Here is a 22,863-nt window from a genome sequence, read left to right as displayed (position 1 = left end):
ATAAACGAAAAAGCCCGCGCGGAAAGCGCGGGCTTCGGGCTTGCGGCAATCTGCCGGGGCGGAGGGACCGCCCTTAGTTCTTTTCGCGATCCTTGAGGGCCGCGCCCAGGATGTCGCCAAGCGACGCACCCGAATCGGACGAACCGTACTGGGCAACCGCTTCCTTCTCTTCGGCGATTTCGAGCGCCTTGATCGAGAGCGAGATGCGGTTGGTCTTGCGGTCGAACTGGGTGACGCGCGCGTCGACCTTCTCGCCCTTGCTGAAACGCTCGGGACGCTGGTCGTTGCGATCGCGGCTGAGGTCCGAACGGCGGATGAACGCGGTCAGATCGGTATCGGAGATCTGCACCTCGATGCCGCCATCATTGACCTCGGTCACCGTGCCGGTCACCACTGCGCCCTTGCGGACGGTGTCGCCGGCCTCGGCATAGGGATCCCCGCCGAGCTGCTTGATGCCCAGGCTGATGCGCTCCTTGTCGACGTCGACGTCGAGCACGCGGGCCCGCACGATGTCGCCACGGTTGTAGGCATCCAGCGCTTCCTCGCCCGACCGGTTCCAGTCGAGGTCCGAAAGGTGCACCATGCCGTCCACGTCGCCGTCGAGCCCGATGAACAGACCGAATTCGGTCTTGTTCTTGACCTCGCCCTCGATGTCCGAACCGACCGGGTACTTCTCTGCAAAGCTCTCCCAGGGATTGGACAGGGTCTGCTTGAGACCGAGCGAGATGCGGCGCTTGTCCGGATCGACCTCGAGCACGACGACTTCGACTTCCTGGGAGGTCGAGACGATCTTGCCCGGATGGACGTTCTTCTTGGTCCAGCTCATCTCCGAGACGTGGATCAGGCCTTCGATGCCCGGCTCGAGCTCCACGAACGCACCGTAGTCGGTGATGTTGGTGACGCGGCCGGTGAACTTGGCCTGGACCGGATACTTGGCCTCGATGCCTTCCCACGGATCAGCCTGGAGCTGCTTCATGCCGAGGCTGATGCGGTGGCTCTCATGGTTGATGCGGATGATCTGGACCTTGATGGTCTCGCCGATCTGCAGCACTTCGGTCGGGTGATTGACCCGGCGCCATGCGATGTCGGTGACGTGCAGCAGGCCGTCAATGCCGCCGAGGTCGACGAACGCACCGTAATCGGTGATGTTCTTGACCACGCCATCGACCACCTGGCCCTCTTCGAGCTGCTGGACGATTTCGGAACGCTGCTCGGCGCGCGACTCTTCGAGAATGGCGCGGCGCGAGACGACGATGTTGCCGCGGCGCTTGTCCATCTTGAGGATCTGGAAGGGCTGCGGCACGTTCATCAGCGGGCCGATGTCGCGGATCGGGCGGATGTCCACCTGGCTGCGCGGCAGGAACGCCACGGCGCCCTCGAGGTCGACCGTGAAGCCGCCCTTGACCTGGTTGAAGATGATGCCTTCGACACGCTCGTTCTTGGCGTGCAGCGCCTCGAGCTTGACCCAGCTCTCTTCACGGCGGGCCTTTTCGCGGCTCAGCACCGCCTCGCCCATCGCGTTCTCGACGCGATCGACATAGACCTCGACTTCCGAGCCGACCTGGATGGTGCCGTCACGGCCGGCCTGGCCGAATTCCTTGAGCGCGACGCGGCCCTCGGTCTTGAGGCCGACATCGATGATGGCGAGATCCTTCTCGATCGCCACCACGGTGCCCTTGACGACGGTCCCTTCGAGGGGCTCGTTGTCGATGAACGAATCCATCAGGAGGGATTCGAAGTCTTCCTTCATTGCAGTCTCTGCCAAGTGGTTCTCCATGGCGTCCGGTGGGTTTGCGTTTGTCGAACGGACATTCGCCTGTGAGGGCGCCCATCATTTCCCGCAATGGGAAACGACCCGGTACTCGGGCGCTTTTCGGGCAGGCGATGTCCTAAGGGTCTTTTGCCGCGGGCGAAATCTGTCGCTGCCGGTGCCCGGACACAAGGGTTGGATTTAAGGCCGGTCTGCCTTTGGCAGTGGCCTTCCCTTGCGCGCCATGGCCCCATCGACAATTGCGACGGCCGCGCGGAGTGCGGCTTCTATATCCAAAAGCGTGGTGTCGAGCAAGTGGGCGTCCTTGGCCGGATAGAAGCCGCCATTGGGATTGGCCCGGTCGCGCGCGTCGCGCTCCTCGATCTGGTGGTAGAGCGCGTAGCGATCGACCTTCACGCCGCGCGCCTCGAGCTGGCGGGCGCGGCGCTCCATGCGCGCCTTGCTGTCGGCATCGATGAAGAGTTTCACGTCCGCCTCCGGGCAGATCACCGTGCCGATGTCGCGCCCGTCGAGCACCGCCCCGCCCGGCTGCAGGGCGAAATCGCGCTGGAAGGCAAAGAGCGCGCGCCGCACCGGCCCGATCACCGCAACCTTGGAGGCGAGCGAACCGGCGCGCGCCGTCGTCAGCTCGGGATTGTCGAGATGGCCGGTATCGAGCCCCTGCGCCGCAGCGATGGCGCGGGCTTCGAAATCGGGCGCGTCCTCATGAGCCTCCACCGCATGGCCCACCGCCCGGTAGAGGAGGCCCGTATCGAGGCAGGGCAGGCCATAATGGCGCGCGAGGCCCGCCGCGAGCGTGCCCTTGCCCGACGCTGCGGGTCCATCGACCGCGATGATCACGCGTCGGCCTCCGTGAAGCGGGCGCCGAGCGCCCCCAGCCCCGGCACGAATTGCGGGAAGCTCGTCGCAATCATGGTGCGGTCATCGACGCTCACCGGACGGTCCGAAGCGAGCCCCATGACGAGGAAGCTCATCGCGATGCGATGATCGAGATGGGTCGCCACCTGCCCGCCGCCGGGCACCGCGCCCCGGCCGCGCACGATGAGGCGCTCCTCCTCCTCGGTGCAATCGACGCCATTGGCCTCGAGCCCGCGTGCGACGGCTGCCAGCCGGTCGCTCTCCTTGACGCGCAGTTCGCCGAGATTTTCCATCACCGTCTCGCCTTCGGCAAAGGCTGCCGCGACCGCGAGCACCGGATATTCGTCGATCATGGAGGGCGCACGCTCGGCGGGCACGGTGACCCCGCTCAGTGCCGAATGGCGCACATGCACGTCCGCGATCTCCTCGCCGCCCGAAAGCCGGCGGTTGATGATCTCGATCTGCCCACCCATTTCGGACAGCGTCGTCAAAAGCCCGGTGCGCGTGGGGTTCATCAGCACGTTCTCGACGATGAGGTCGGAGCCCGGGACGATGAGCCCCGCAACGATCGGGAAGGCGGCCGAGGAGGGATCGCCGGGGACCGTCACCGCCTGCGCCTTGAGCTCGGGCAGGCCGGACACCTCGATGATCCGGGTTCCATCGGCCTCGGTCGTGATCTGGATGTCCGCGCCGAACCCGGCCAGCATCTTTTCGGTGTGGTCGCGCGTCATGATGGGCTCGATGACGGTGGTCGTGCCCGGGATGACGAGGCCTGCAAGGAGCACGCAGCTCTTGACCTGCGCGGAGGCCATGGGGACGCGATATTCGATGGGCAGGGGCGTGCGCGGGCCCCGAAGCGCGATCGGGAGGCGGTTGTCATTATGCTCGACCACCTCGACCCCGATGGCGCGCAGCGGATCGAGCACGCGCTTCATCGGCCGGGCCGAGAGCGATGCGTCCCCCACGAACCGGGTGACGAAATCATAGGTGCCGCAAAGGCCCATGGCGAGCCTGACGCCGGTGCCGGCATTGCCGAAATCGAGCGGGCCCTGCGGCTCGAGGAAGCCGCCGACGCCAAGCCCGTTGATGTGCCAGCTCTCGCCGCGCTTTTCGATGGTCGCGCCCAGCGCCTGCATGGCGCGGCCGGTCGCCAGAACGTCCTCGCCCTCGAGAAGGCCCTCGACCACCGTCTCCCCGACCGCCATCGCGCCGAACATGAAGGCGCGATGGGAGATCGACTTGTCGCCCGGCACGCGCATGCGGCCCCTCAGCCCGTCGCTGCGGGACGCGGTCATCGGGCGGGGGGAAGTGGCGTGCGGGGCGGAGGCGGTAGGGGCGCTGGACATCCTGCTCACGGTCTCTGTCGATCTTTCATCCGGGCTCGGGTGGCCTTATCATGACGAGATCACCGTCTCCAGCCCGAGTTTCCCGCCAGTCCCTGCAAGCTAGCATGTTAGTGCTTGCGCGGCCCATAAGCTGCCGCTAGGCTCTTCATCCAACGGCCCTGGGAGTCCGCCCCAAGAGGGGTGGGTGGCCGTCTGACATTGCTGTCCTGAGGAGGAATTCATGCTTCGTCGCAGCCTGCTGCTGTCGTCCGCCGTCCTGGCGATGACCGCCTTCGCCACCCCTGCCGCAATCGCGCAGGACGATCTGACCATCGCATCGTCCATGCCGAGCCTCGGCTTTCCGTTCTTCGTGCACATGGCCAACCAGCTGCGCGCCGAAGCCGAAAGCATTGGCGGCATCACGCTGATCGAGAGCGACGGCCAGAACTCGGCCCCCAAGCAGACCGGGGACATCGAAGCCGCCATCGTGCAGGGCGCCGACGCCATCGTCATGTCGCCGCTCGACGTCAACGCCCTCGCTCCTGCCGTCGAGCAGGCCGTGGCCGCAGGCGTGGCCGTGGTGACGGTCGACCGCCGCGTCGACGGCGTCGAGGGCATCCTCGCCCATGTCGGTGCGGACAACGTGCTGGGCGGCGAAGCCCAGGCCCGCGCGGTCATGGAAGCCTTCCCCGATGGCGCGACCATCTTCCACCTGCAGGGCCAGCCCGGCGCCGGCCCGGCCATCGACCGCAACCAGGGCGTGCACAACGTGCTCGACGAAGCGGGCGAGCAGTACAACATCGTCTTCGAGCAGACCGCGAACTTCTCGCGCTCCGAAGCGCTGAGCGTCGTGGAAGCGGGGCTTGCCGCCAATGGCGCGCCCGACGTGATCATCGCGGCCAATGACGACATGGCGCTCGGCGCCATGGAAGCGGTCGCCGCGGCCGGCCTCACCGATGTCGCCATCTACGGCTTCGACGCTCTGCCCGAGGCCCTCGCAGCGGTCCGCGACGGCGGCCTTGCCGGCACGGTCGAGCAGTTCCCTGGCGAGCAGGCCCGTACGGCCCTGCGCATCGCGGTCGACTTCAAGCGCGACGGCACCGAGCCCGAGAGCGAGGTGGTGCTGCTGACCCCGATCGTGATCGGCACCGACAATATCGACCAGGCCGAGCGCCTGGGCGAAATCCAGTAGCGGTTCCTCCCGCTCGCACATTGCGGGGACGGACGGGTCCGTCCCGGCCGTCCCCGCAATGGCATCGTCCGACGGAGCCCAAGACCCATGACTTCCGGCACCGCCACCGCCGCCCAGATCCCAGCGCACACCGCTGCTCAACCCGGCCCGGCCACTCCTCTCCTTGCGATCGAGGGGCTCACCAAGCGCTTCGGCGCCGTCACCGCCCTCGAGAATGTCTCGCTCAGCCTTCGCAAGGGCGAAGTGCTCGGGCTGATGGGGGAGAACGGGGCGGGCAAGTCTACGCTTCTCAAGATCCTGTCGGGCGTGCAGCCGCCGACCGAAGGCCGCATCCTCATCGACGGTGCGCCGGTTACCATCACGAGCCCGCAGCACGCCCAGAGCCTCGGCATCATCACCATCTACCAGGAGCTGAGCCTCATTCCGACGCTCAGCGTCGCCGAGAACATCTTCATCGGCCGCGCGCCCATCGGCCGGCTCGGCCTCGTCGACTGGGGCCGCATGCGCCGCGAGGCGCGCGAGATCATTGCCCGGGTGGGGCTGCGCATCGATCCGCAGACGGTCGTTTCGGCCCTTTCGGTCGCCGAGCAGCAGATGGTCGAGATCGCCCGGGCGCTGTCGCTCTCCTCGCGCATCATCATCATGGATGAGCCGACCTCCGCGCTCTCTGAAACCGAAGTCGCGCGGCTCCTCTCGATCATGGCGCGGCTGCGCGAAGAGGGCGTCGCGATCATGTTCGTCACCCACCGCCTCGAGGAGGCGTCCGGCATCTGCGACCGCATGACGGTGCTGCGCGACGGGCGCCTCGCGGGGCATCTCGAGCGCGGCGACGGGCCGATCCCGATCCCCGCCATCATCGAAAACATGGTGGGCCGGGCCGCCTCAGAGCTTTATGCCCGCCCCGCCGAGCGCGCCACGCCCGGCCCGGTGCGGCTAGAGGTGCGCGGGCTGAGGACCACGCCCAACCCCGAGGCGCCGCACGCGATCGTCCTCGACGGGGTGGATCTGGACCTGCGGGGCGGCGAGATCCTCGGGGTGGCGGGGCTCGTCGGCTCGGGCCGCACCGAACTCGCCCGCGCCATCTTCGGGGCCGACCCGGTCGCTGCCGGCACGCTGACCCTCGATGGCACCGAGATCCGCCCGGCCTCGCCGGCCGACGCCATTGCGCTCGGGATCGGGCTCGTGCCCGAGGACCGCAAGCACCAGGCGATCTTCGCGGCGCTCGGCATTCTCTCGAACTTCTCGATTGCCGCGCTCGACGCCTATGCCCGCTTCGGCGGGCTGATGGACGAGAAGCGCGAGCGCGCCGACCTCGCCGAATACAAGCGCATGCTCAACATCCGCATGGCCGATGCCGACCAGACGATCGACGGGCTTTCGGGGGGCAACCAGCAGAAGGTGATCCTCGCCCGCTGGCTGGCGCGCGACCCCAAGGTGCTGATCGTGGACGAGCCGACGCGCGGCGTCGACGTCGGGGCCAAGGCCGAAGTGCACCAGATTCTCGTGCAGCTCGCCGCGCGCGGCATCGCCATCATGGTGATCTCGTCCGAATTGCCCGAGATCCTCGCGGTCAGCGACCGCATCGTCACCATGCGCGAAGGGCGCATCACCGGAGAGCTGCCCGCCCGCGAGGCGAGCGAAGCAAAACTGATGGCCTTGATGGCCTTGGGGGAGAAGGGCCAATGACCACCGAAGCCGCCAGCGCCGAGCGCAAGGGCCCCAACATGTTCAAGCTGATCATGCGGTTCGGGCCGCTGATCTTCCTACTCCTGCTCATGATCGTATTCGCGCTCATGAACCCCAATTTCCTCAACCCGGTCAATCTCTTCAACGTGATGCGGCAGATCTCGATCACCGGGCTCATCGCGCTCGGGATGACGTTCGTCATCCTCACCGCCGGGATCGATCTCTCGGTCGGCTCGCTGCTAGCCTTCTGCGGCATGGTGGCCGCCGTCGTCGCCAAGGGCGGGGTGACGTCCTCGCTCGCCGCCGCAGGCGGTCAGGCGGGCTTTGGCTGGTTTGCCGCGCTCCTTGCCGCGCTGATCGTCGGGGCGGCCTGCGGAGCGATCCAGGGGCTGGCCGTCACCCGGCTCAAGGTGCCGCCCTTCGTCGTCACGCTCGGGGGGCTCACCATCTGGCGCGGGCTCACCCTTACCATTTCAGGCGGCGGGCCGGTCTCGGGGTTCGATGCCACCATGCGCTGGTTCGGCACCGGGCTCATCGGGCCGGTTCCCGTGCCCGTCATCATCTTCGCCATCGCCGCCATCATCTGCCACATGGTGCTGCGCTACACCCGCTTCGGGCGGGCGGTCTATGCGGTGGGCGGCAATGCGGAGGCCGCGCGGCTCTCTGGCGTGCGGGTCGACCGGGTGCTGGTCTCGGTCTATGTCATCGTCGGGTTCTTCTGCGGGCTGGCCGCGTTCGTCCTCTCGGCGCGGCTCAACTCCGCCGAGGCAGTGGCGGGCATCGGCTACGAGCTCACCGTCATCTCCGCCGTGGTGATCGGGGGCACGAGCCTTTTCGGCGGCATCGGCAGCATTGCGGGCACGGTGATCGGGGCGGCGCTGATCGGGGTGCTCGTCAACGGGCTCGTGCTCAACAATGTGAGCTCCTACACCCAGCAGGTGGTCATCGGGCTCATCCTGATCCTCGCCGTCGCCTTTGACCGCTGGCTCAAAACGCGGGCCCGGGGCTGAGCGTCACCCATGGGCAACGCCGCGGGGAACCCCGGCCGCCCGGGCCCATTTTTGGGTTTGACAGATGGGGCCTTTCTCCGTAACCGAGCCGGAAAGCGCCCAAGACCCAAGAGGGAACGAGATTGGCCAGTTCTGAACGCGGCACCAAGCGAACCTGCCCCGAAACGGGCAAGAAATTCTATGATCTGAACCTGGACCCGGTGGTCTCGCCCTATACCGGCAAGTCCTATCCGCGCTCCTATTTCGAGACGGTTGCAGCGGTGGCCCGCCCCGCCGAGAGGCGCGCCGCTCCGGCCGAGGTCGAAGAGACCGAGGACGAGGAGACCGAGGACGCAGCAGCGCCCGAGATCATCTCGCTCGACGAAGCCGATGCCGAGGAAGGCGCGGATTCGGACGAGGACATTCCCGATGTCGAAGACGTCGAGGATGTCGAGGATCTGGGCGATGACGACGCGGACGTCTTCCTCGAGGAAGACGAGGACGAGGACGACAATCTCGACTTCGACGTCGAGACCGACAGCGAGCGCTGAGCATCGCGACGGTTTTGTTGCAAAAGCCCGATTTTGGCTCTTGCATCGGGCAAAACCCTTCACTAGGTTGCGCCTCGCTTCGGGAGGGTTTCCACTCGAAGCGAGACGGGAAGTCGGGGCCATAGCTCAGTTGGGAGAGCGCTTGAATGGCATTCAAGAGGTCGTCGGTTCGATTCCGATTGGCTCCACCATCCCCGATCCGGTAGACCGGAGACGAACATGGGCCCGCGCAAGCGGGCCTTTTGTTTTTAGCCCTCCTCCCCCGGGCCGGCCGGGCGCCCATTGACTTCCCTCCGCACGGCATTACCTTTTGAACATGCGCATTCGAGCGGACCAGCATCGCGATTGTCCGGCGCGCCTCCATCCGGTGATGGGAGCGCGGCCCTAAGGCGGTGCGCGTCATCCGCCTTGGGGCAGAGCGCGCGGGCATGCCCGCGCCAAGACGCCAAGTCTCTCGGCGCATAGTTCATTCACACGCATTCAAACTTGGCCCTGCCGCCGGCGCATGACGCGCGCGGAGGGCCGGAGATCCCCACATGTCCAAATCCTCCGAACCCCGCATCTTGCTGGGAGAAACCGAACACCAGACCCTGCTTTCGCTGGCCCGCAGCGGCAGAGGCGAGGCGCTGCTCGTCGAACTCGAACGGGCGCGGATCGTCCCTGACCGCAAGGTGCCCGACGACGCTGTAAGGATGGGCGCCCGCGTCACCTATCTCGCCGATGGTCGGCGCGAGGTCACCGTGCGTCTCGTTTATCCCGCCGAGGCCGATATTGCCGAGGGGCGGATTTCGGTGCTGACGCCGGTGGGCACGGCGCTGCTCGGGCTGCGGCCGGGCCAGTCCATCGCCTTCGAAGCCCCGGACGGCTCCGAGCGGAGCCTGACCGTAAAATCGGTCGAGGCCGGATCCCTCAAGGCCCTGCCTTGCCCCCGGGGCCCCGGCGCGCCTAAATGAGCGATGCGGGGCTTCAGCCCTGCGCCCGGGGCCGTTCCGGCACCGGTGGAGGCCCGCCCATGGCTCTGTCCCATCCCCCGCTCCGCCGTCTCGGGCGCCTGCGGCTTGCCACCGCCCACAGGCGCACGCGCTGGGCCGATGGCGTGCTGGCGCTCGTTCTGACTTTCGTTGCCGGTGCGGTCAATGCGGGCGGGTTCCTCGCCATCGGCTGGTACACCTCGCACATGACGGGCATCGTCTCGCTCGCCGCCGACAGCCTCGTGCTGGGCGCGCTCGATCTCGTCTGGCCGGCGCTTCTCGCCGTCCTCGCCTTCATTGCAGGCGCGGCCAGTTCGGCCGTGCTCGTCAACTGGGGCCGGCGCAACCGGCGGTCGCGGCAATACGCCTATCCGATCCTTTTCGAAGCGGCGCTGCTGCTGGGATTTGGCGGGCTCGCCGCGGTTCTCGGCCCCGATGGCCCCTTCGGCCCGCTGATCGGGGTTCTCTGCTTCATCATGGGGCTGCAGAACGCAACGGTGACGAAACTCTCGGGCGCCCGCATCCGGACCACCCACCTCACCGGCATGATCACCGATATCGGCATCGAAATCGGCAAGGCGCTTTATCGCGAGGCGCGGGACGATCCTGCCCACCCGGTCCGGGCCGACCGGGAAAAGCTGAAACTGCTGCTCGGGCTCGTCAGCGCCTTCTTCCTCGGCGGCCTTTCGGGCGCCATCGGCTTTTCGGTCCTCGGCTTCCCCTTCACCATCCCGCTTGCCCTCCTCCTCACCCTCATCGCCCTGCCGCGCATCGGCAGGCGAAAAGGGCGGGCGACGCGGCCTCTGACCCGACCCGGACCGGCCGCACCGCCGGACCGGGCCTGAGCGGAACGATCAGCCCTTTTTTTCGAGGTAGGGCGCGTGGAGGGCGAGGTCGGCGGGGCCGAGCCGGTCGGCGGCGGTGAAGGACTGGTGCCAATAGGGATAAAGGAGCGGGGGCTGACTGACGGCGTCGAGGCGCGCGCGCTCGTCCTCGGTCAGGTCCAGATTGACCGCGGCGAGATTGTCCTCGAACTGGGCCTCGTTGCGGCCCCCGATGATGACCGAGGTGACGCCGGGGCGCCCGAGGAGCCAGGCGAGCGCCACCTGTGCGCCCGACACCCCGCGGGCCTCGGCGACCGAGACGATCACATCGACGATGTCGTAGAGCTTTTCCCAGTCGCGCACCGGCGGCTCCTTCTGGACGCTCTGGTGGCGCGCGCCTTCGGGCTTTTGGGCATCGCGCCGGTACTTGCCCGAGAGCAGGCCGCCCGCAATGGGGCTCCAGACGAGAATGCCGAGGCCCTGATCGAGCCCGATCGGCACGAGCTCGTATTCGGCGTCGCGGGTGTGGAGCGTGTAGTGGATCTGCTGGGAGACGAAGCGCTGGGCGTGGCGCGCATCGGCGATGGCGAGCGCCTTCATCATGTGCCAGCCCGAATAGTTCGAGCAGCCGATATAGCGGACCTTGCCCTGGCGCACGAGGGTGTCGAGGGCCTCCATGGTCTCCTCGAGCGGGGTCTGCCCGTCCCATTCATGGCACTGGTAGAGGTCGATATAGTCGGTGCGGAGGCGTTTGAGGCTCGCCTCGCACTGGGCGATGATGTGGTGGCGGGAAAGCCCCTGGTCGTTGGGGCCGCTGCCGACGGGGAAGCGGGCCTTGGAGGCGATCAGCATGCGCTGGCGGCGGCCATCGGCGATTGCCTCGCCCATGATCGCCTCGGAATTGCCCTGCTGGTAGATGTTCGCGGTGTCGAAGAGGTTGACGCCGTGATCGAGGCAGAGATCGATCTGGCGGGACGCTGATTTCAGGTCGGTCGAGCCGATCGGCGCACCGGGCTCCTTCTTGCCGAAGGTCATGGTGCCCATGGTCATGACCGAGACCTTGAGGCCCGAGCGGCCGAGCAGGCGGTATTTCATCTTTGAGGCTCCTCGATTGATCAGGGGAGCCTAGCCCAAAGCGCAGCGCTTTGCATGGGCGTGGTGCGGGCGTACCGGAATCGGGGTTTGCGCCTCCTGCGCGGGGCGAAAATCTGCTAAGGGGGCGGCGCCAATCGCATTTTGCGCAAGGAAACGGGAAGAGCTGATGAACAGGATCGATCTAGAGGGCCAGTCGGCCGTCGTCACGGGGGGAGCGCAGGGGATCGGCTTTGCCATCGCGCAGCGGCTCGTCGCATCGGGGGCCAATGTCAGCCTCTGGGACATGGACGGCGCGCTGCTCGAAAAGGCGAAGGCCGCGCTGGGGGAGAAGGCGAGCACCGTGACGGTCAACGTGACGGATGCCGAGGCGGTGGTCGCGGCGGAGGCCGAGGCCTCGCGCGTGGCGGGGCCGGTCTCGATCCTCGTCAATTCGGCCGGCATCGCCGGCAAGATCGCCCCGCTCGACGAATATCCGATCGATGAGTGGAAGCGCGTCATCGACATCAACGTGCACGGCACCTTCCTCGTCAGCCGCGCCATCGTGCCGGGCATGAAGGCGCGCAATTACGGGCGGATCGTCAACATCGCCTCGATCGCGGGCAAGGAAGGCAACCCGAACGCCTCGGCCTATTCGGCCTCCAAGGCGGCGGTGATCGGCATGACCAAGTCGCTCGGCAAGGAACTGGCCAAGCACGACATCGCGGTCAACGTGATCACCCCGGCGACGGCCAACACCCGCATTCTCGACCAGGTGACGCCCGAGTTCATCGACTACATGCTCCAGCGCATTCCGCGCGGGCGGTTCCTTGAAGTGGACGAGGCGGCCAACATGGTGGCGTGGCTGGTCTCCAAGGAAAACAGCTTCACCACCGCCTCTGTGTTCGACCTTTCGGGCGGCCGCGCGACCTATTGAGCGCCCATGACGTCAAACAAAAAGGGGCGCCCGCCGGGCGCCCCTTTTTGCTGCCGGTGAGGCACAGGATCAGTAGCGATACTGCTCGGACTTGAAGGGGCCGGCCTGCGGGACCCCGATATAGGCGGCCTGGTCGGGCGAGAGCGTCGTCAGCTTGGCGCCGAGCTTGGCGAGGTGGAGGGCGGCGACCTTTTCGTCGAGATGCTTGGGCAGCACGTGGACGGCCTTCTCCATGGTCTCGCCATTGGTCCAGAGCTCGATCTGGGCGAGGGTCTGGTTGGCAAAGGACGCGCTCATCACAAAGCTCGGATGACCCGTGGCATTGCCCAGATTGACGAGCCGGCCTTCCGAAAGCAGCACGATCCGGTTGCCCGAGGGCAGCTCGATCAGATCGACCTGCGGCTTGACGTTGGTCCATTTGAAGTTGCGCAGCGCGCCGACCTGGATCTCGTTGTCGAAGTGCCCGATATTGCAGACGATCGCCATGTCCTTGAAGAGGCGCACATGGTCGACCGTGACGACGTCGCGATTGCCCGTGGCGGTGACGACGATGTCGGCGCGGTGGGCGGCGTCCTCGAGCGTCACGACCTCATAGCCGTCCATGGCGGCCTGCAGCGCGCAGATCGGGTCGACCTCGGTGACGAGCACGCGCGCGCCGGCGCCGCGCAGGGACTGTGCCGAGCCCTTGCCGACATCGCCATAGCCGCAGACGATGGCGACCTTGCCCGCCAGCATCACGTCGGTGCCGCGCCGGATGGCATCGACGAGGCTTTCGCGGGTGCCGTATTTGTTGTCGAACTTGGACTTGGTGACGCTGTCGTTGACGTTGATCGCGGGGAAGGGCAACTCGCCCTTTTCCTGAAGCTGGTAGAGGCGCATGACGCCGGTCGTCGTTTCCTCGGAGACCCCGCGGATGGCGTCGCGGATGCGTGAATAAAAGCCGGGCGACTTCGCAAGGCGCGCGCGGATGGTGGCAAAGAGGATTTCCTCTTCCTCATTGCCCGGCTTGTCGAGGACCGAAGGATCGGTCTCGGCCCTGGCGCCGCTGAGGACGAGCATGGTGGCGTCCCCGCCATCGTCGAGGATCATGTTGGGCGTGCCGCCATCGCCCCATTCCATCATGCGGTCGGTATAGGCCCAGTATTCCTCCAGCGTCTCGCCCTTGTGGGCAAAGACCGGGATGCCTGCGGCCGCAATGGCGGCGGCGGCGTGATCCTGGGTCGAGAAGATGTTGCACGAGACCCAGCGGACCTCTGCCCCGAGCGCGACCAGCGTCTCGATGAGGACGGCCGTCTGGATGGTCATGTGGAGCGAACCGGCAATGCGGGCGCCCTTGAGGGGCTGGCTGGCCGCATATTCCTCGCGGATCGCCATCAGCCCGGGCATCTCGATCTCGGCCATGCCGATCTCCTTGCGCCCGTAATCGGCCAGGCCGATGTCCCTGATCACGTAATCGGTGGTGCTGCTCATGCTCGCTCTGCCCGGATATGCCTCGTTGCGCGGCTTATACGCGGGGGCCGGCAGCCGATCAACCGGGATATAAAGAAAACTTTATATCCGCTCGCGATAGACGACGCGCCGGCGGCGGAAGGGGAGAACGAGGAGCCAGAGCAGGGCCGAGACGAGGAGCGAGCCGATGAAGAAGCCTGCGCCGGCATAGAGGAAGCCTTCGGGCGTGACGGGCACGGCAGGCCGGAAATTCTCGAGGGTTCGGAGCCCGATCTCGGTATCGGCATAGGCCGGCAGGCGCATGAGGCGCTCGAGCGGATCGGCATTGCGGATATCGGCGAGAAGGCGGCTCAGCTCGGCGTGGCGGGCAAAGGTGCGCGCCATGCTCTCTCCACGGCCCGAGAGGAAGCTGTCGCCGCTCTGGCTGAAGCGTGCGATCGCCGCCTCACGGGTAAGGCCAGCGTCTGTCGCGGCGGTATCGAATTCGGCCGCGATGATGGCGAGTTCGTCCACCGCGCCCCCGAGGCGCTGGGTGTATTGCTGGGCGTATTCGGGGAATTGCGAGAGCGCGATGGCGAGCAGGATGCCGCCGAGAAAGGCAAGGGTGCGTCGCATCGGGTGGGCGGCTCCGCGCAGGCATTGGTGGACGGCAAGGGTGCGCGGCAATCAAGAACGCGTCAACGGTCCGGGCCGCCTCTCACCGGCCTTGCTCTGCCACGGGGACCCGGCGCAAATATGGCGCATGCCGCACGCGCCGGCCGATTCGCCCCCCTGGTGTTCCATGCAGCTGAGCTTTCCCCATCTCGCGCCGATCCTCCTGCTGATCGGATCGAACCTCTTCATGACCTTTGCCTGGTATGGGCACCTCAAATTTCCCGGCACCGCGCTCTGGGTCGCGGTGATGATCAGCTGGGGGATCGCCTTTTTCGAGTACTGGCTGGCCGTACCCGCCAACCGGATCGGGTACGGCACCTATAGCGCAGCAGCACTGAAGACCATTCAGGAGGTGATCAGCCTCACCGTCTTCGCCGGGTTCGCGGTGCTGGTGCTCGGGGAAAAGCTCACCTGGAACCACGGCATCGGGTTCGGACTGATCGGGCTCGGGGCCTTCTTCATCTTCAAGGGGCCGTTGCGCTGAGGCAGTCGACGAGATCGGCCGAGAGCCCCCGGAGCAGCGCCGCATAGAGATCGGCGCCCGGCTCGAGATCGGCCCCTTCGGGATCGAGGATGCCGGTGCGCAACGCGGACCCCTCGGCGATGGCCGCGATGATGGCGGGCTCGAATTGCGGCTCGGCAAAGATGCAGACCGCACCCGCATCGGCGACGCGCGCGCGCAGCTGGTTGATGCGCTGGGCGCCCGGCATGATCTCGGGCGAGACGGTCACCGAACCGGCGACCGAGAGCCCGAAGCGCTGCTCGAAATACTGATAGGCATCGTGAAAGACGATGAAGGGACGATCCGCCACGGGAGCGAGCTCGGCCTCGAGTTCGGCGGCGAGATCGGCGAGCCGGCCGCGCTCGGCCTCCGCATTGGCCTCGTAGGCCTCGGCATTTTCGGGATCGGCCTCGGCAAGGCTCCGGGCGATGGCGTCGACCATCAGCGCGGCATTGTCGGGATCGAGCCAGAAATGCATGTCCGGGCCGCCATGGGCATGATCGTGATGGGCGTGATCATCGCGGCTATGGTCATCGTGGTCGTGGTCATCGTGGTCGTGGGCGGCATGATAGTGGTCATCATGGTCATGGTCATGGTCGTGGTCGTGGTCGTGGTCGTGGTCGTGGTCGTGATCATGGTCATCGTGATCATGAGCGTCGTCATGAGCATGGTCGTGCTCGTCATCATGGGCGTGCGGCTCGAACGCGCCGCCTTCGCGGGTCGGCAGCAGCGTCAGCCCGTCGATCTGGGAGAGGGCAATGGTCGTGGCGCCCGGCGCAAGGGTATCGAGGGCGTCCTCGAGGAAGGTTTCCATGCCATGGCCGGTCCAGAAGACGATCTCGGCGTTCTGCAGATTGCCTGCATCGGAGGGGCGAAGCGCATAGGTGTGGGGCGAGGCGCTGCCCGAGACGAGGAGGGTGGGCTCGCCGACGCCCGCCATCACGGCGCTGACCAGCGCGTGGACGGGCTTGATGGAGGCAACGACCGCAGGGGCGGCGAGGGCCTGGCTCGTCCCGGCCATGAGGATGAGGGCCATCGCCCCGGTGATCGTGGTCCCGGCTATGGTGGTCTTGCGCATCTTGTCCGCTCCGCTTGAAATTCGTCAATCAGCAACGAAATGTTATGACATAACGCTTTCGCGGCGTAACGCTATAACGTAGAGGTTTGCCCCTTACAAGACGGAAGACGCACGCAATGGATTTTGCTGTTTCGGACGACAGGCTGATCGAGATGAGCGGTGCCGGCGTGCGCCGCGACGGGCGCTGGCTCGTCTCCAACGTCGACCTCGCTATCGGGCGCGGGGAGATCGTGACGTTGATCGGCCCCAATGGTTCGGGCAAATCGACCACGGCCAAGCTCGTGACGGGGGTGCTGCGCGCAGATGCCGGCAGCATTGCGCGCGCCCCGGGGCTTCGGATCGGCTATGTGCCGCAAAAGCTCGCGATCGACTGGACGCTGCCGCTGACGGTGAAGCGCCTGATGACGCTGACCGGGGCGCAGAAGCCGGCCGAGATCGCGCGCGCGCTCGAGGCCGTCGGGATCGGGCATCTGGCATCGGCAAGCGTGCAGCAGCTTTCGGGCGGCGAGTTCCAGCGCGCGCTCCTCGCGCGGGCCATGCTGCGGCGGCCCGACCTGCTGGTGCTCGACGAGCCGGTGCAGGGGGTCGATTTTTCAGGCGAAGTGGCGCTTTACGAGCTCATCGCGCGGATCCGGGCGGAGACCGGTTGCGGCATCCTGCTGATCAGCCACGACCTCCATGTGGTGATGGCTGCGACCGACACGGTGGTCTGCCTCAACGGGCATGTGTGCTGCCGCGGCACGCCCCAGACCGTGCTGCAGAGCCCCGAATATCTGCGCCTCTTCGGGCAGCGGGCGGCCGGGGCGCTGGCGCTCTACCAGCACGATCATGACCACACCCATCTGCCCGACGGACGCGTTTCCGATCATGGACACGACCACGGGCACGCTCACGCCCATCATCACGCTCACGGGCATCATCACGACCATGCCGGGGAGAGCCCGCTCGGGCAGGTCGGGACCGGCGCGCCGCGGCAGGACGCTCACTGATGCTCGACGATTTCTTTTCCCGCGCGCTCATTGCCGGGGTCGGCCTCGCGCTCGTCACCGGTCCGCTCGGCTGCTTCATCGTCTGGCGCCGCATGGCCTATTTTGGCGACACCATGGCCCATTCGGCGCTTCTGGGGGTCGCGGTATCGCTTCTGCTCGAGATCGAGATGCAGGTCGGCGTCTTCATCATCGCCGCGCTCGTGGCCATGGCGCTCCTCCTGCTGCAGCGCCGGCCGGGCCTGTCGACGGACGCGCTGCTCGGCATCCTCTCCCATTCCACCCTCGCCATTGGGCTCGTCATGGTGGCGTTCATGAGCTGGCTCAGGATCGACCTCATGGGGTTCCTCTTCGGGGACATCCTCGCGGTGACGCGGGCCGATATCGCGCTCATCTATTTCGGGGGGGCGGTGATCCTCGGGATCGTCCTCTGGCTCTGGCGGCCCCTGCTCGCGGCGACCGTCAGCGCGGAGATCGCCGAAGCCGAGGGGTTGAAGCCGGCCCGCGCGCGCTTCGTCTTCATGCTGCTGATGGCGGGCATCATCGCGATCGCGATGAAGCTCGTGGGGGTGCTGCTGATCACCGCGCTCCTCATCATCCCGGCGGCGACGGCCCGGCGGCTGGCGGCGACGCCCGAACATATGGCGGGCATCGCCTCGGTGCTCGGGGCGATCGCGGTGGCGGGCGGGCTTTTCGGATCGCTGAGCTGGGATACCCCATCGGGCCCCTCGATCGTGGTGGCCGCGCTCGTCCTCTTCCTTTTGTCCATGCTCGTGCCGGCCTTCCGGTCCGGGCGCATTGCTGGCGGAGACACAAGATGACGCCGAACCAGGCGCTGACGCGCAATCAGGCTCTCGTCTTACAGGCCTTGACCCATGCCGAAGCGCCGGTCAGCGCCTATGGGCTGCTCGACCTGTTGCGGGCCGAGGGCCTGCGCGCGCCGCTGCAGGTCTACCGGGCGCTCGAAAAGCTCACCGAACTGGGGCTCGTGCACCGGCTCGAATCGCTCAACGCCTTCGTCGCCTGCGCGCATGGGCACAGCCATGACGCCGATGCCGGGCCCGTCGCCTTCGCCATCTGCGAGGATTGCGGGCGGGTCGACGAGTTTTCCGATCCCGTCGTCGAGGCGCGGCTGGGGGACTGGGCCGAAAAGAAGGGGTTCGTTGCCCGACGGACGACGATCGAACTGCGCGGTCGCTGCGGGGCCTGCGCGCGCGCCTGAGCCGTCACCTGCGCGTCACCGCAACCGGGTATGGTCTTTCAAAGCGCGCCGAACGCGCCTATATCGGTGGAAATGACACAGATGAACCAAACCGACGCGTCTGGGGCCGAGCTTCTCGACCGGATCGCGCTCAAGCCGTTTTCGGCTGCCATTTTCGACATGGACGGCACGCTGCTCGACACTGAACTGGTGTTCCGCGGCATCGTGTTCGACGTGTGCGGGGATCTCGGCTTCGAAATGACCGATGCACTCCATAGTCGCATCGTCGGGTCGAGCCACGAGGCGACCAATGCGCTGCTGGTCGAGGCCTATGGGGTGAGCTTCCCCTATGATCTCTTCGATGAACGCTGCCGCACGCACATGCACGAACGCATGCTCGAGACAGTGCCGGTGAAGGCCGGCGCGCTCGAAATCCTGACCGAGCTCAGGGCGCGGGAAATCCCGATCGCCGTCGCCACCTCATCGCGGGCGCGCCACGCCATGACCCATCTGGGGCGTGCTGGCCTGCTCGAGCTTTTCGAGACGGTGGTGACGCGCGACGACGTCACCCGTCCCAAGCCTCACCCCGAACCCTATCTCACCGCCGCCTCCCGGCTCGGGGTGGCGCCCGAGGCCTGCATCGCGCTCGAGGATTCCCATGCCGGGGTGCGCGCGGCCCATGCCGCGGGCATGCAGACCATCATGGTTCCGGACCTCGTGAGGCCATCCGCCGAGATCGAGGCGCTCTGCGCCGCGGTGATGGACAGCCTTCACCACGTGCACGCCGCCTTCCCGCCGCACCGGCGCTGAGTCGCCTCAAATTGCCGCGCTTCTGACGCCACTCCGGTCTCCGGGGTGGCGTTTTGCATTGCCTCCTGTCGCAGACGCGCAACACTCCGAAGATGATTGCAATTGCACCGATCCGGTTAGGGCCGGGCTCACCACGCAATCATGGATCTGTGCATGACCAGCATTTCCGGGGTGTTCAAGCGGCTGCGCGGTCGTTAACCCTGCTTTAAGAAGTGCGTGCGCATGGTTAACCAGCGGTAAAATTCAGGTTTCATCAACCATGAGCCTCCGCTAGGGTGCCGCAGCTTCGAGTAGACCAAAGACTGGCTCTGCCTTTTGGGGGTGGGTCGGGGGAAGGGACGGGCAATTGTCGCGACAGAGGTTCGCCACCGGTAAGCGCGCGCTTGCGAAACTGTTCACGGTTGCAGCTGCAGCGCTGACTTCAAGCCTTCTGAGCCTGCCCGCCCACGCCGTCGACCTCTCCGAAGCCCGCATCATTCCCGCCAGCCTTTCGAGCGCCGTGATGGCGCAGCGCGCACAGCCGGCCCTCGTGCACGTGCGGGTGACAGACGCGATGCTCGCCGCCTATGTCGAGCGCCAGCAGGCCCTGCGCAATTTCGACGGCTTCGAAGTGCCGAGCGAGGACGAGCTGACCGAAACCGTGCTGCTCGGCTATATCGCCCGGCAGCGCAACATGGCCCTCGAGGCCATCGAGCATGTCGATGTGAGCGGCGCGCCCGCCCTGACCCAGGCGGTTCTTTCGGACTATGCCCGTTCGGACTTCAAGCCGACCCGCAAGAAGGTCGAACTGGCTGCCGACGAGAAGCTTTGCCTCACCCAGGCGATCTATCACGAGGCGCGCGGGGAGACCGAGGACGGCCAGTGGGCCGTGGCCAACGTCATCATCAACCGCGCCTTCTCGCGCAAATATCCCTCGACCATCTGCGGGGTCGTCTTCCAGAACGCCGACAAGGGCCGGTATCGCTGCCAGTTCACCTTCGCCTGCGACGGGCGTTCGGACATGGGCAACGAGAAATCGGCCTGGCGTCGTTCGGCCCAGATGGCCGAGCGGGCCTATGCCGATTTCGTACGCGGTTCGCGGCCGGACGTGGTGCCCGATTCCACGCTCTACTATCACACCACCGCCGTCGCCCCGAGCTGGTCGCGCAGCTTCCGGCGCGTCGCGACCATCGGGTCGCACATCTTCTACTCGCCGGAGTAAGCGCCATAGCGGGCGACGCAAAGCGGCCCGCCAGCCTCCCCCCGACCTTCGCTTTTCCAAAGCATCGTCTCCAGCCTGACGGCTGGCTTTGCACGTCCACTGGGCGGGAGCCGGAAATGAAATCGCCCGCCTCCCTCCTGGGGAGACGGGCGATCCTGCCCGGGTGAGGAACGGGCGTTGGTTATTCGGCGGCAGCTGCGAGGCGTGGGCCGGCCTCGGCGGCCTTGGCCGCTTCGGGGCCGAACTTCCGGAAGTTCTCGACGAAGAGGCGCTGCAGCTTGCCGGCGGCCGCGTCATAGGCATCGGCATCCGCCCAGGTGCGGCGCGGCTCGAGGAGGGCCGGATCGATCCCTTCGAGCGCGACGGGCACGGCAAGACCGAAAAGCGGATCTTCGCGCATTTCGGCGTGGTCGAGCTCGCCCGAGAGCGCTGCGGCGAGAAGCCGGCGGGTGGAGGCGATGTCGATCCGGCGGCCGGTGCCGTAGCCGCCGCCGGTCCAGCCGGTGTTGAGCAGGAAGGTGCGCGCGCCGCTGAGGCGCAGCCGCTCGGCCAGCATCTTGCCGTAGACACTCGGATGCAGCGGCATGAAGGGGGCCCCGAAACAGGCCGAAAAGGTCGCCTGCGGCTCGGTGACGCCGCGCTCGGTGCCGGCCACCTTGGCGGTATAGCCGGAGAGGAAATGATAGACCGCCTGCTCGGGGGTGAGCCGGGCGATCGGAGGCAGGACGCCGAAGGCATCGGCGGTCAGGAAGACGACGGTGCGCGGCTGGCCGCCCGTGCCGCCCGGAGCAATGGCGGGCAGGGTCTCGATCGGATAGGCCGCGCGCGTGTTCTCGGTCAGCGACACATCGTCATAGAGCGGGCGGGAATCCTCCCCGAGCACGAGGTTCTCGAGCACGGTCCCGAAGCTGCGCGTGGCCGCGTAGATTTCGGGCTCGGCGCTGCGCGAAAGCTTCACCGTCTTGGCGTAGCAGCCCCCTTCGAGATTGAAGACGCCCTCGTCGCTCCAGCCATGCTCGTCATCGCCGATCAGCGGGCGCTCCGGATCGTTGGAGAGCGTCGTCTTGCCCGTGCCCGACAGCCCGAAAAAGAGTGCAACATCGCCCTCGCGCCCGACATTGGCCGAACAGTGCATGGGCATCACCCCCTCGCTCGGGGCGTGATAGTTGAAGAGCGAGAAGACCGATTTCTTGATCTCCCCGGCATAGAAGGTGCCGGCGATGAGGACGAGCCGGCGCGCCATGTCGAGTGCGATCACCGTGCTCGTGCGGGTGCCATGGCGGGCGGGATCGGCCATGAAGCCGGGCAGGTGCAGGATCGTCACGGGATCCGCACCGGGCGCCGGCATGTCGGGGGTCGGACGGATCAGCAAATTGCGGATGAAGAGGGCGTGCCAGGCGGTTTCGGTATAGACGCGGACGGCCACCTGGTGGGGCTGGGCGGCCCCGGCGCGCAGATCCTGCTGGTAGAGCGGCTTGCCGGACGCCGCTTCGAGCATGTCCGAAAGCAGGGTTTCGAACGCCTCTGGCGTCATGGCGCCCGAATTCTCCCACCAGATCTTGCCGTCGGTCTCTGCGTCGCGGACGACGAATTTGTCCTTGGGCGAGCGGCCGGTAAAGGCGCCGGTGGTCGTGGCGAAGGCGCCCTCGGCGGTGAGCCGTCCCTCGCCTGCGCCGAGCGCCTTGGTGACGAGGGCCGGCACGTCGTCATTGGCCGAGATCGGCCCAGCGCTCCGGGCGATCAGGGCATGAAGGTCGGCATGGAACTGGGCGGTCATGAGGCGCTCCCGGCATGGGCTGACGGGCCCCGACGGGGCCCCTGTTCCGCACACACCTAGGACAGGGCGCGGGCCCCGGCCATCTGCCAATCGGTCTTAAGACTGAAGTCGGAGCCGACCGATTATGCAGCCAAGTCTGGAATATAAGCGTTGCGTGCCTTAATTAAGCGCAAGTGTGGCAGTCAATCTCCGCCTCTCCGGCAGAGTTGGCGCAGGACGGCGCCAAGGAGAGTGCGCAGAGGCGCACGGCAATCGGGTGTCGCCAGACGAGCGGCGGCACGCGCACAATGAAAGGCTATTGCATGCCCAAGATCGCCCTCGTGGACGATGACCGCAACATCCTGACCTCGGTGTCGCTGACGCTGGAAGCGGAAGGCTATACCGTTTCGACCTATACCGACGGGGCCTCGGGTCTCGAGGGGCTGACGACGGACCGGCCGGACCTCGCCATCCTCGACATAAAGATGCCGCGCATGGACGGGATGGAACTGCTTCGCCGGTTGCGACAGAAATCGGACGTACCGGTGATCTTCCTCACCTCCAAGGACGAGGAGATCGACGAATTGTTCGGGCTCAAGATGGGCGCGGACGATTTCATCACCAAGCCCTTCAGCCAGCGGCTGCTGGTGGAGCGGGTCAAGTCGATCCTGCGCCGTGCGGCGCCGCGCGACCCCGCTTCGCTTGCCGGCCCGGCGGGCGAGGCGACGCCCGGCAAGGCGCTGATCGAACGCGGGGCGCTGGTGATGGATGAGGAACGGCACACCTGCACCTGGAACGGGCAACGCGTGACGCTGACCGTGACCGAGTTCCTGATCCTCCAGGCGCTGGCGCTGCGGCCCGGCGTGGTCAAGAGCCGCAATGCGCTGATGGATGCCGCCTATGACGACCAGGTTTATGTCGATGACCGCACCATCGACAGCCACATCAAGCGGCTTCGCAAGAAGTTCAAGGCCGTCGACGACGATTTCGAGATGATCGAGACCCTCTATGGCGTAGGCTATCGCTTCAAGGAGCAATAGGCCTGGCAGGA

Annotated in this window: 22 protein-coding genes and 1 tRNA gene; 15 read left to right on the top strand and 8 right to left on the bottom strand. The window is 66.6% G+C overall.

Going from position 1 to position 22,863, the window contains the following annotated elements; translation table 11 throughout:
• Positions 1-73: 73 nt before the first annotated feature.
• From rpsA to aroA, 3 genes are all read right to left on the bottom strand, one after another.
• Entirely contained in the window at positions 74-1,777 is a 1,704-nt protein-coding gene (gene rpsA, locus EMQ25_RS13415; RefSeq protein WP_127189085.1) for a 30S ribosomal protein S1, read from the bottom strand.
• Between the two features lie 174 nt (positions 1,778-1,951).
• Positions 1,952-2,611, bottom strand: a complete 660-nt coding sequence (locus EMQ25_RS13410) for a (d)CMP kinase (protein WP_127189084.1) — start codon at positions 2,609-2,611, stop codon at positions 1,952-1,954.
• A complete protein-coding gene (gene aroA, locus EMQ25_RS13405; protein ID WP_127189083.1) occupies positions 2,608-3,975 on the bottom strand; it encodes a 3-phosphoshikimate 1-carboxyvinyltransferase in 1,368 nt (455 codons plus the stop codon). Before aroA ends, EMQ25_RS13410 begins: the two co-directional genes overlap by 4 nt.
• 220 nt (positions 3,976-4,195) lie before the next feature.
• Between aroA and EMQ25_RS13400 the strand changes: the two genes are divergently transcribed.
• The 7 genes from EMQ25_RS13400 (at position 4,196) to EMQ25_RS13370 (ending at position 10,188) form a co-directional block, all read left to right on the top strand.
• Entirely contained in the window at positions 4,196-5,146 is a 951-nt protein-coding gene (locus tag EMQ25_RS13400) for a substrate-binding domain-containing protein (RefSeq protein ID WP_127189082.1), read from the top strand.
• Positions 5,147-5,233: 87 nt separating this feature from the next.
• Positions 5,234-6,832 carry a sugar ABC transporter ATP-binding protein gene (locus tag EMQ25_RS13395; RefSeq protein WP_127189081.1) on the top strand — a complete coding sequence of 533 codons (1,599 nt, stop codon included), beginning with the start codon at positions 5,234-5,236 and terminating at the stop codon, positions 6,830-6,832.
• On the top strand, positions 6,829-7,842 hold the full coding sequence (locus tag EMQ25_RS13390) for an ABC transporter permease (RefSeq protein WP_127189080.1): 1,014 nt from the start codon (positions 6,829-6,831) through the stop codon (positions 7,840-7,842). The genes EMQ25_RS13395 and EMQ25_RS13390 overlap by 4 nt, the downstream gene beginning before the upstream one ends.
• Positions 7,843-7,964: 122 nt before the next feature.
• Positions 7,965-8,372, top strand: coding sequence for a TIGR02300 family protein (locus tag EMQ25_RS13385; protein WP_127189079.1), 408 nt, complete (start codon positions 7,965-7,967; stop codon positions 8,370-8,372).
• A 115-nt stretch (positions 8,373-8,487) separates the two neighbouring features.
• A tRNA-Ala gene (locus EMQ25_RS13380) sits at positions 8,488-8,563 on the top strand.
• 345 nt (positions 8,564-8,908) lie between these two features.
• Complete coding sequence (gene rnk, locus EMQ25_RS13375) at positions 8,909-9,325, top strand: nucleoside diphosphate kinase regulator (RefSeq protein ID WP_127189078.1); 417 nt, start codon at positions 8,909-8,911, stop codon at positions 9,323-9,325.
• A gap of 59 nt (positions 9,326-9,384) precedes the next feature.
• Entirely contained in the window at positions 9,385-10,188 is an 804-nt protein-coding gene (locus EMQ25_RS13370; protein ID WP_127189077.1) for a YoaK family protein, read from the top strand.
• A 9-nt stretch (positions 10,189-10,197) separates the two neighbouring features.
• Here the strand turns inward: EMQ25_RS13370 and EMQ25_RS13365 are convergent, their stop codons facing one another.
• A complete protein-coding gene (locus EMQ25_RS13365) occupies positions 10,198-11,262 on the bottom strand; it encodes an aldo/keto reductase (protein ID WP_127189076.1) in 1,065 nt (354 codons plus the stop codon).
• Positions 11,263-11,428: 166 nt separating this feature from the next.
• Between EMQ25_RS13365 and EMQ25_RS13360 the strand changes: the two genes are divergently transcribed.
• Positions 11,429-12,175, top strand: a complete 747-nt coding sequence (locus EMQ25_RS13360) for an SDR family NAD(P)-dependent oxidoreductase (RefSeq protein ID WP_127189075.1) — start codon at positions 11,429-11,431, stop codon at positions 12,173-12,175.
• A gap of 69 nt (positions 12,176-12,244) precedes the next feature.
• On the opposite strand, the gene ahcY is transcribed toward EMQ25_RS13360, so the two are convergent.
• Positions 12,245-13,645 carry an adenosylhomocysteinase gene (ahcY, locus tag EMQ25_RS13355; protein WP_127189074.1) on the bottom strand — a complete coding sequence of 467 codons (1,401 nt, stop codon included), beginning with the start codon at positions 13,643-13,645 and terminating at the stop codon, positions 12,245-12,247.
• A gap of 81 nt (positions 13,646-13,726) precedes the next feature.
• Complete coding sequence (locus tag EMQ25_RS13350) at positions 13,727-14,239, bottom strand: DUF2937 family protein (protein ID WP_127189073.1); 513 nt, start codon at positions 14,237-14,239, stop codon at positions 13,727-13,729.
• A 166-nt stretch (positions 14,240-14,405) separates the two neighbouring features.
• Here EMQ25_RS13350 and EMQ25_RS13345 point away from each other — a divergent pair, with 166 nt between their 5' ends.
• Positions 14,406-14,762: a DMT family protein gene (locus tag EMQ25_RS13345; protein WP_127189213.1), complete on the top strand. Its 357-nt coding sequence runs from the start codon at positions 14,406-14,408 to the stop codon at positions 14,760-14,762.
• On the opposite strand, the gene znuA is transcribed toward EMQ25_RS13345, so the two are convergent.
• Positions 14,743-15,858, bottom strand: coding sequence for a zinc ABC transporter substrate-binding protein ZnuA (gene znuA / locus EMQ25_RS13340; RefSeq protein WP_127189072.1), 1,116 nt, complete (start codon positions 15,856-15,858; stop codon positions 14,743-14,745). The genes EMQ25_RS13345 and znuA overlap by 20 nt on opposite strands.
• A gap of 116 nt (positions 15,859-15,974) precedes the next feature.
• Between znuA and EMQ25_RS13335 the strand changes: the two genes are divergently transcribed.
• The 5 genes from EMQ25_RS13335 to EMQ25_RS13315 all read left to right on the top strand — a co-directional run bounded on the left by EMQ25_RS13335 (position 15,975) and on the right by EMQ25_RS13315 (position 20,056).
• Entirely contained in the window at positions 15,975-16,847 is an 873-nt protein-coding gene (locus tag EMQ25_RS13335; protein ID WP_127189071.1) for an ATP-binding cassette domain-containing protein, read from the top strand.
• Positions 16,847-17,665 carry a zinc ABC transporter permease subunit ZnuB gene (gene znuB, locus EMQ25_RS13330; protein ID WP_127189070.1) on the top strand — a complete coding sequence of 273 codons (819 nt, stop codon included), beginning with the start codon at positions 16,847-16,849 and terminating at the stop codon, positions 17,663-17,665. Before EMQ25_RS13335 ends, znuB begins: the two co-directional genes overlap by 1 nt.
• Positions 17,662-18,066: a Fur family transcriptional regulator gene (locus EMQ25_RS13325; protein WP_127189069.1), complete on the top strand. Its 405-nt coding sequence runs from the start codon at positions 17,662-17,664 to the stop codon at positions 18,064-18,066. Before znuB ends, EMQ25_RS13325 begins: the two co-directional genes overlap by 4 nt.
• An 81-nt stretch (positions 18,067-18,147) precedes the next feature.
• A complete protein-coding gene (locus EMQ25_RS13320) occupies positions 18,148-18,855 on the top strand; it encodes an HAD family hydrolase (protein ID WP_127189068.1) in 708 nt (235 codons plus the stop codon).
• Positions 18,856-19,201: 346 nt separating this feature from the next.
• Positions 19,202-20,056 carry a cell wall hydrolase gene (locus EMQ25_RS13315; RefSeq protein WP_127189067.1) on the top strand — a complete coding sequence of 285 codons (855 nt, stop codon included), beginning with the start codon at positions 19,202-19,204 and terminating at the stop codon, positions 20,054-20,056.
• Positions 20,057-20,237: 181 nt separating this feature from the next.
• Here EMQ25_RS13315 and pckA read toward each other — a convergent pair whose 3' ends face one another.
• The gene (gene pckA / locus EMQ25_RS13310) at positions 20,238-21,833 is read right to left on the bottom strand and encodes a phosphoenolpyruvate carboxykinase (ATP) (protein ID WP_127189066.1); all 1,596 of its coding nucleotides are present in this window, start codon (positions 21,831-21,833) and stop codon (positions 20,238-20,240) included.
• Positions 21,834-22,135: 302 nt separating this feature from the next.
• Here pckA and EMQ25_RS13305 point away from each other — a divergent pair, with 302 nt between their 5' ends.
• The gene (locus EMQ25_RS13305) at positions 22,136-22,852 is read left to right on the top strand and encodes a response regulator transcription factor (protein WP_127189065.1); all 717 of its coding nucleotides are present in this window, start codon (positions 22,136-22,138) and stop codon (positions 22,850-22,852) included.
• Positions 22,853-22,863 lie beyond the last annotated feature (11 nt).

This window comes from Arsenicitalea aurantiaca, from assembly GCF_003994485.1.
Taxonomy (GTDB): Bacteria; Pseudomonadota; Alphaproteobacteria; order Rhizobiales; family Devosiaceae; genus Arsenicitalea; species Arsenicitalea aurantiaca.
This window is presented reverse-complemented; position numbering and strand designations above follow the sequence as displayed.

Bases quoted from the DNA above. Each gene is read 5' to 3' on its own strand.
- rnk (WP_127189078.1), top strand. From the start codon at position 8,909: ATGTCCAAATCCTCCGAACCCCGCATCTTGCTGGGAGAAACCGAACAC.
- EMQ25_RS13335 (WP_127189071.1), top strand. From the start codon at position 15,975: ATGGATTTTGCTGTTTCGGACGACAGGCTGATCGAGATGAGCGGTGCC.
- rpsA (WP_127189085.1), bottom strand. From the start codon at position 1,777: ATGGAGAACCACTTGGCAGAGACTGCAATGAAGGAAGACTTCGAATCC.
- ahcY (WP_127189074.1), bottom strand. From the start codon at position 13,645: ATGAGCAGCACCACCGATTACGTGATCAGGGACATCGGCCTGGCCGAT.
- EMQ25_RS13365 (WP_127189076.1), bottom strand. From the start codon at position 11,262: ATGAAATACCGCCTGCTCGGCCGCTCGGGCCTCAAGGTCTCGGTCATG.
- EMQ25_RS13350 (WP_127189073.1), bottom strand. From the start codon at position 14,239: ATGCGACGCACCCTTGCCTTTCTCGGCGGCATCCTGCTCGCCATCGCG.
- EMQ25_RS13320 (WP_127189068.1), top strand. From the start codon at position 18,148: ATGAACCAAACCGACGCGTCTGGGGCCGAGCTTCTCGACCGGATCGCG.
- pckA (WP_127189066.1), bottom strand. From the start codon at position 21,833: ATGACCGCCCAGTTCCATGCCGACCTTCATGCCCTGATCGCCCGGAGC.
- znuB (WP_127189070.1), top strand. From the start codon at position 16,847: ATGCTCGACGATTTCTTTTCCCGCGCGCTCATTGCCGGGGTCGGCCTC.
- aroA (WP_127189083.1), bottom strand. From the start codon at position 3,975: ATGTCCAGCGCCCCTACCGCCTCCGCCCCGCACGCCACTTCCCCCCGC.
- EMQ25_RS13395 (WP_127189081.1), top strand. From the start codon at position 5,234: ATGACTTCCGGCACCGCCACCGCCGCCCAGATCCCAGCGCACACCGCT.
- EMQ25_RS13305 (WP_127189065.1), top strand. From the start codon at position 22,136: ATGCCCAAGATCGCCCTCGTGGACGATGACCGCAACATCCTGACCTCG.
- znuA (WP_127189072.1), bottom strand. From the start codon at position 15,858: ATGCGCAAGACCACCATAGCCGGGACCACGATCACCGGGGCGATGGCC.
- EMQ25_RS13370 (WP_127189077.1), top strand. From the start codon at position 9,385: ATGGCTCTGTCCCATCCCCCGCTCCGCCGTCTCGGGCGCCTGCGGCTT.
- EMQ25_RS13360 (WP_127189075.1), top strand. From the start codon at position 11,429: ATGAACAGGATCGATCTAGAGGGCCAGTCGGCCGTCGTCACGGGGGGA.
- EMQ25_RS13345 (WP_127189213.1), top strand. From the start codon at position 14,406: ATGCAGCTGAGCTTTCCCCATCTCGCGCCGATCCTCCTGCTGATCGGA.
- EMQ25_RS13390 (WP_127189080.1), top strand. From the start codon at position 6,829: ATGACCACCGAAGCCGCCAGCGCCGAGCGCAAGGGCCCCAACATGTTC.
- EMQ25_RS13325 (WP_127189069.1), top strand. From the start codon at position 17,662: ATGACGCCGAACCAGGCGCTGACGCGCAATCAGGCTCTCGTCTTACAG.
- EMQ25_RS13400 (WP_127189082.1), top strand. From the start codon at position 4,196: ATGCTTCGTCGCAGCCTGCTGCTGTCGTCCGCCGTCCTGGCGATGACC.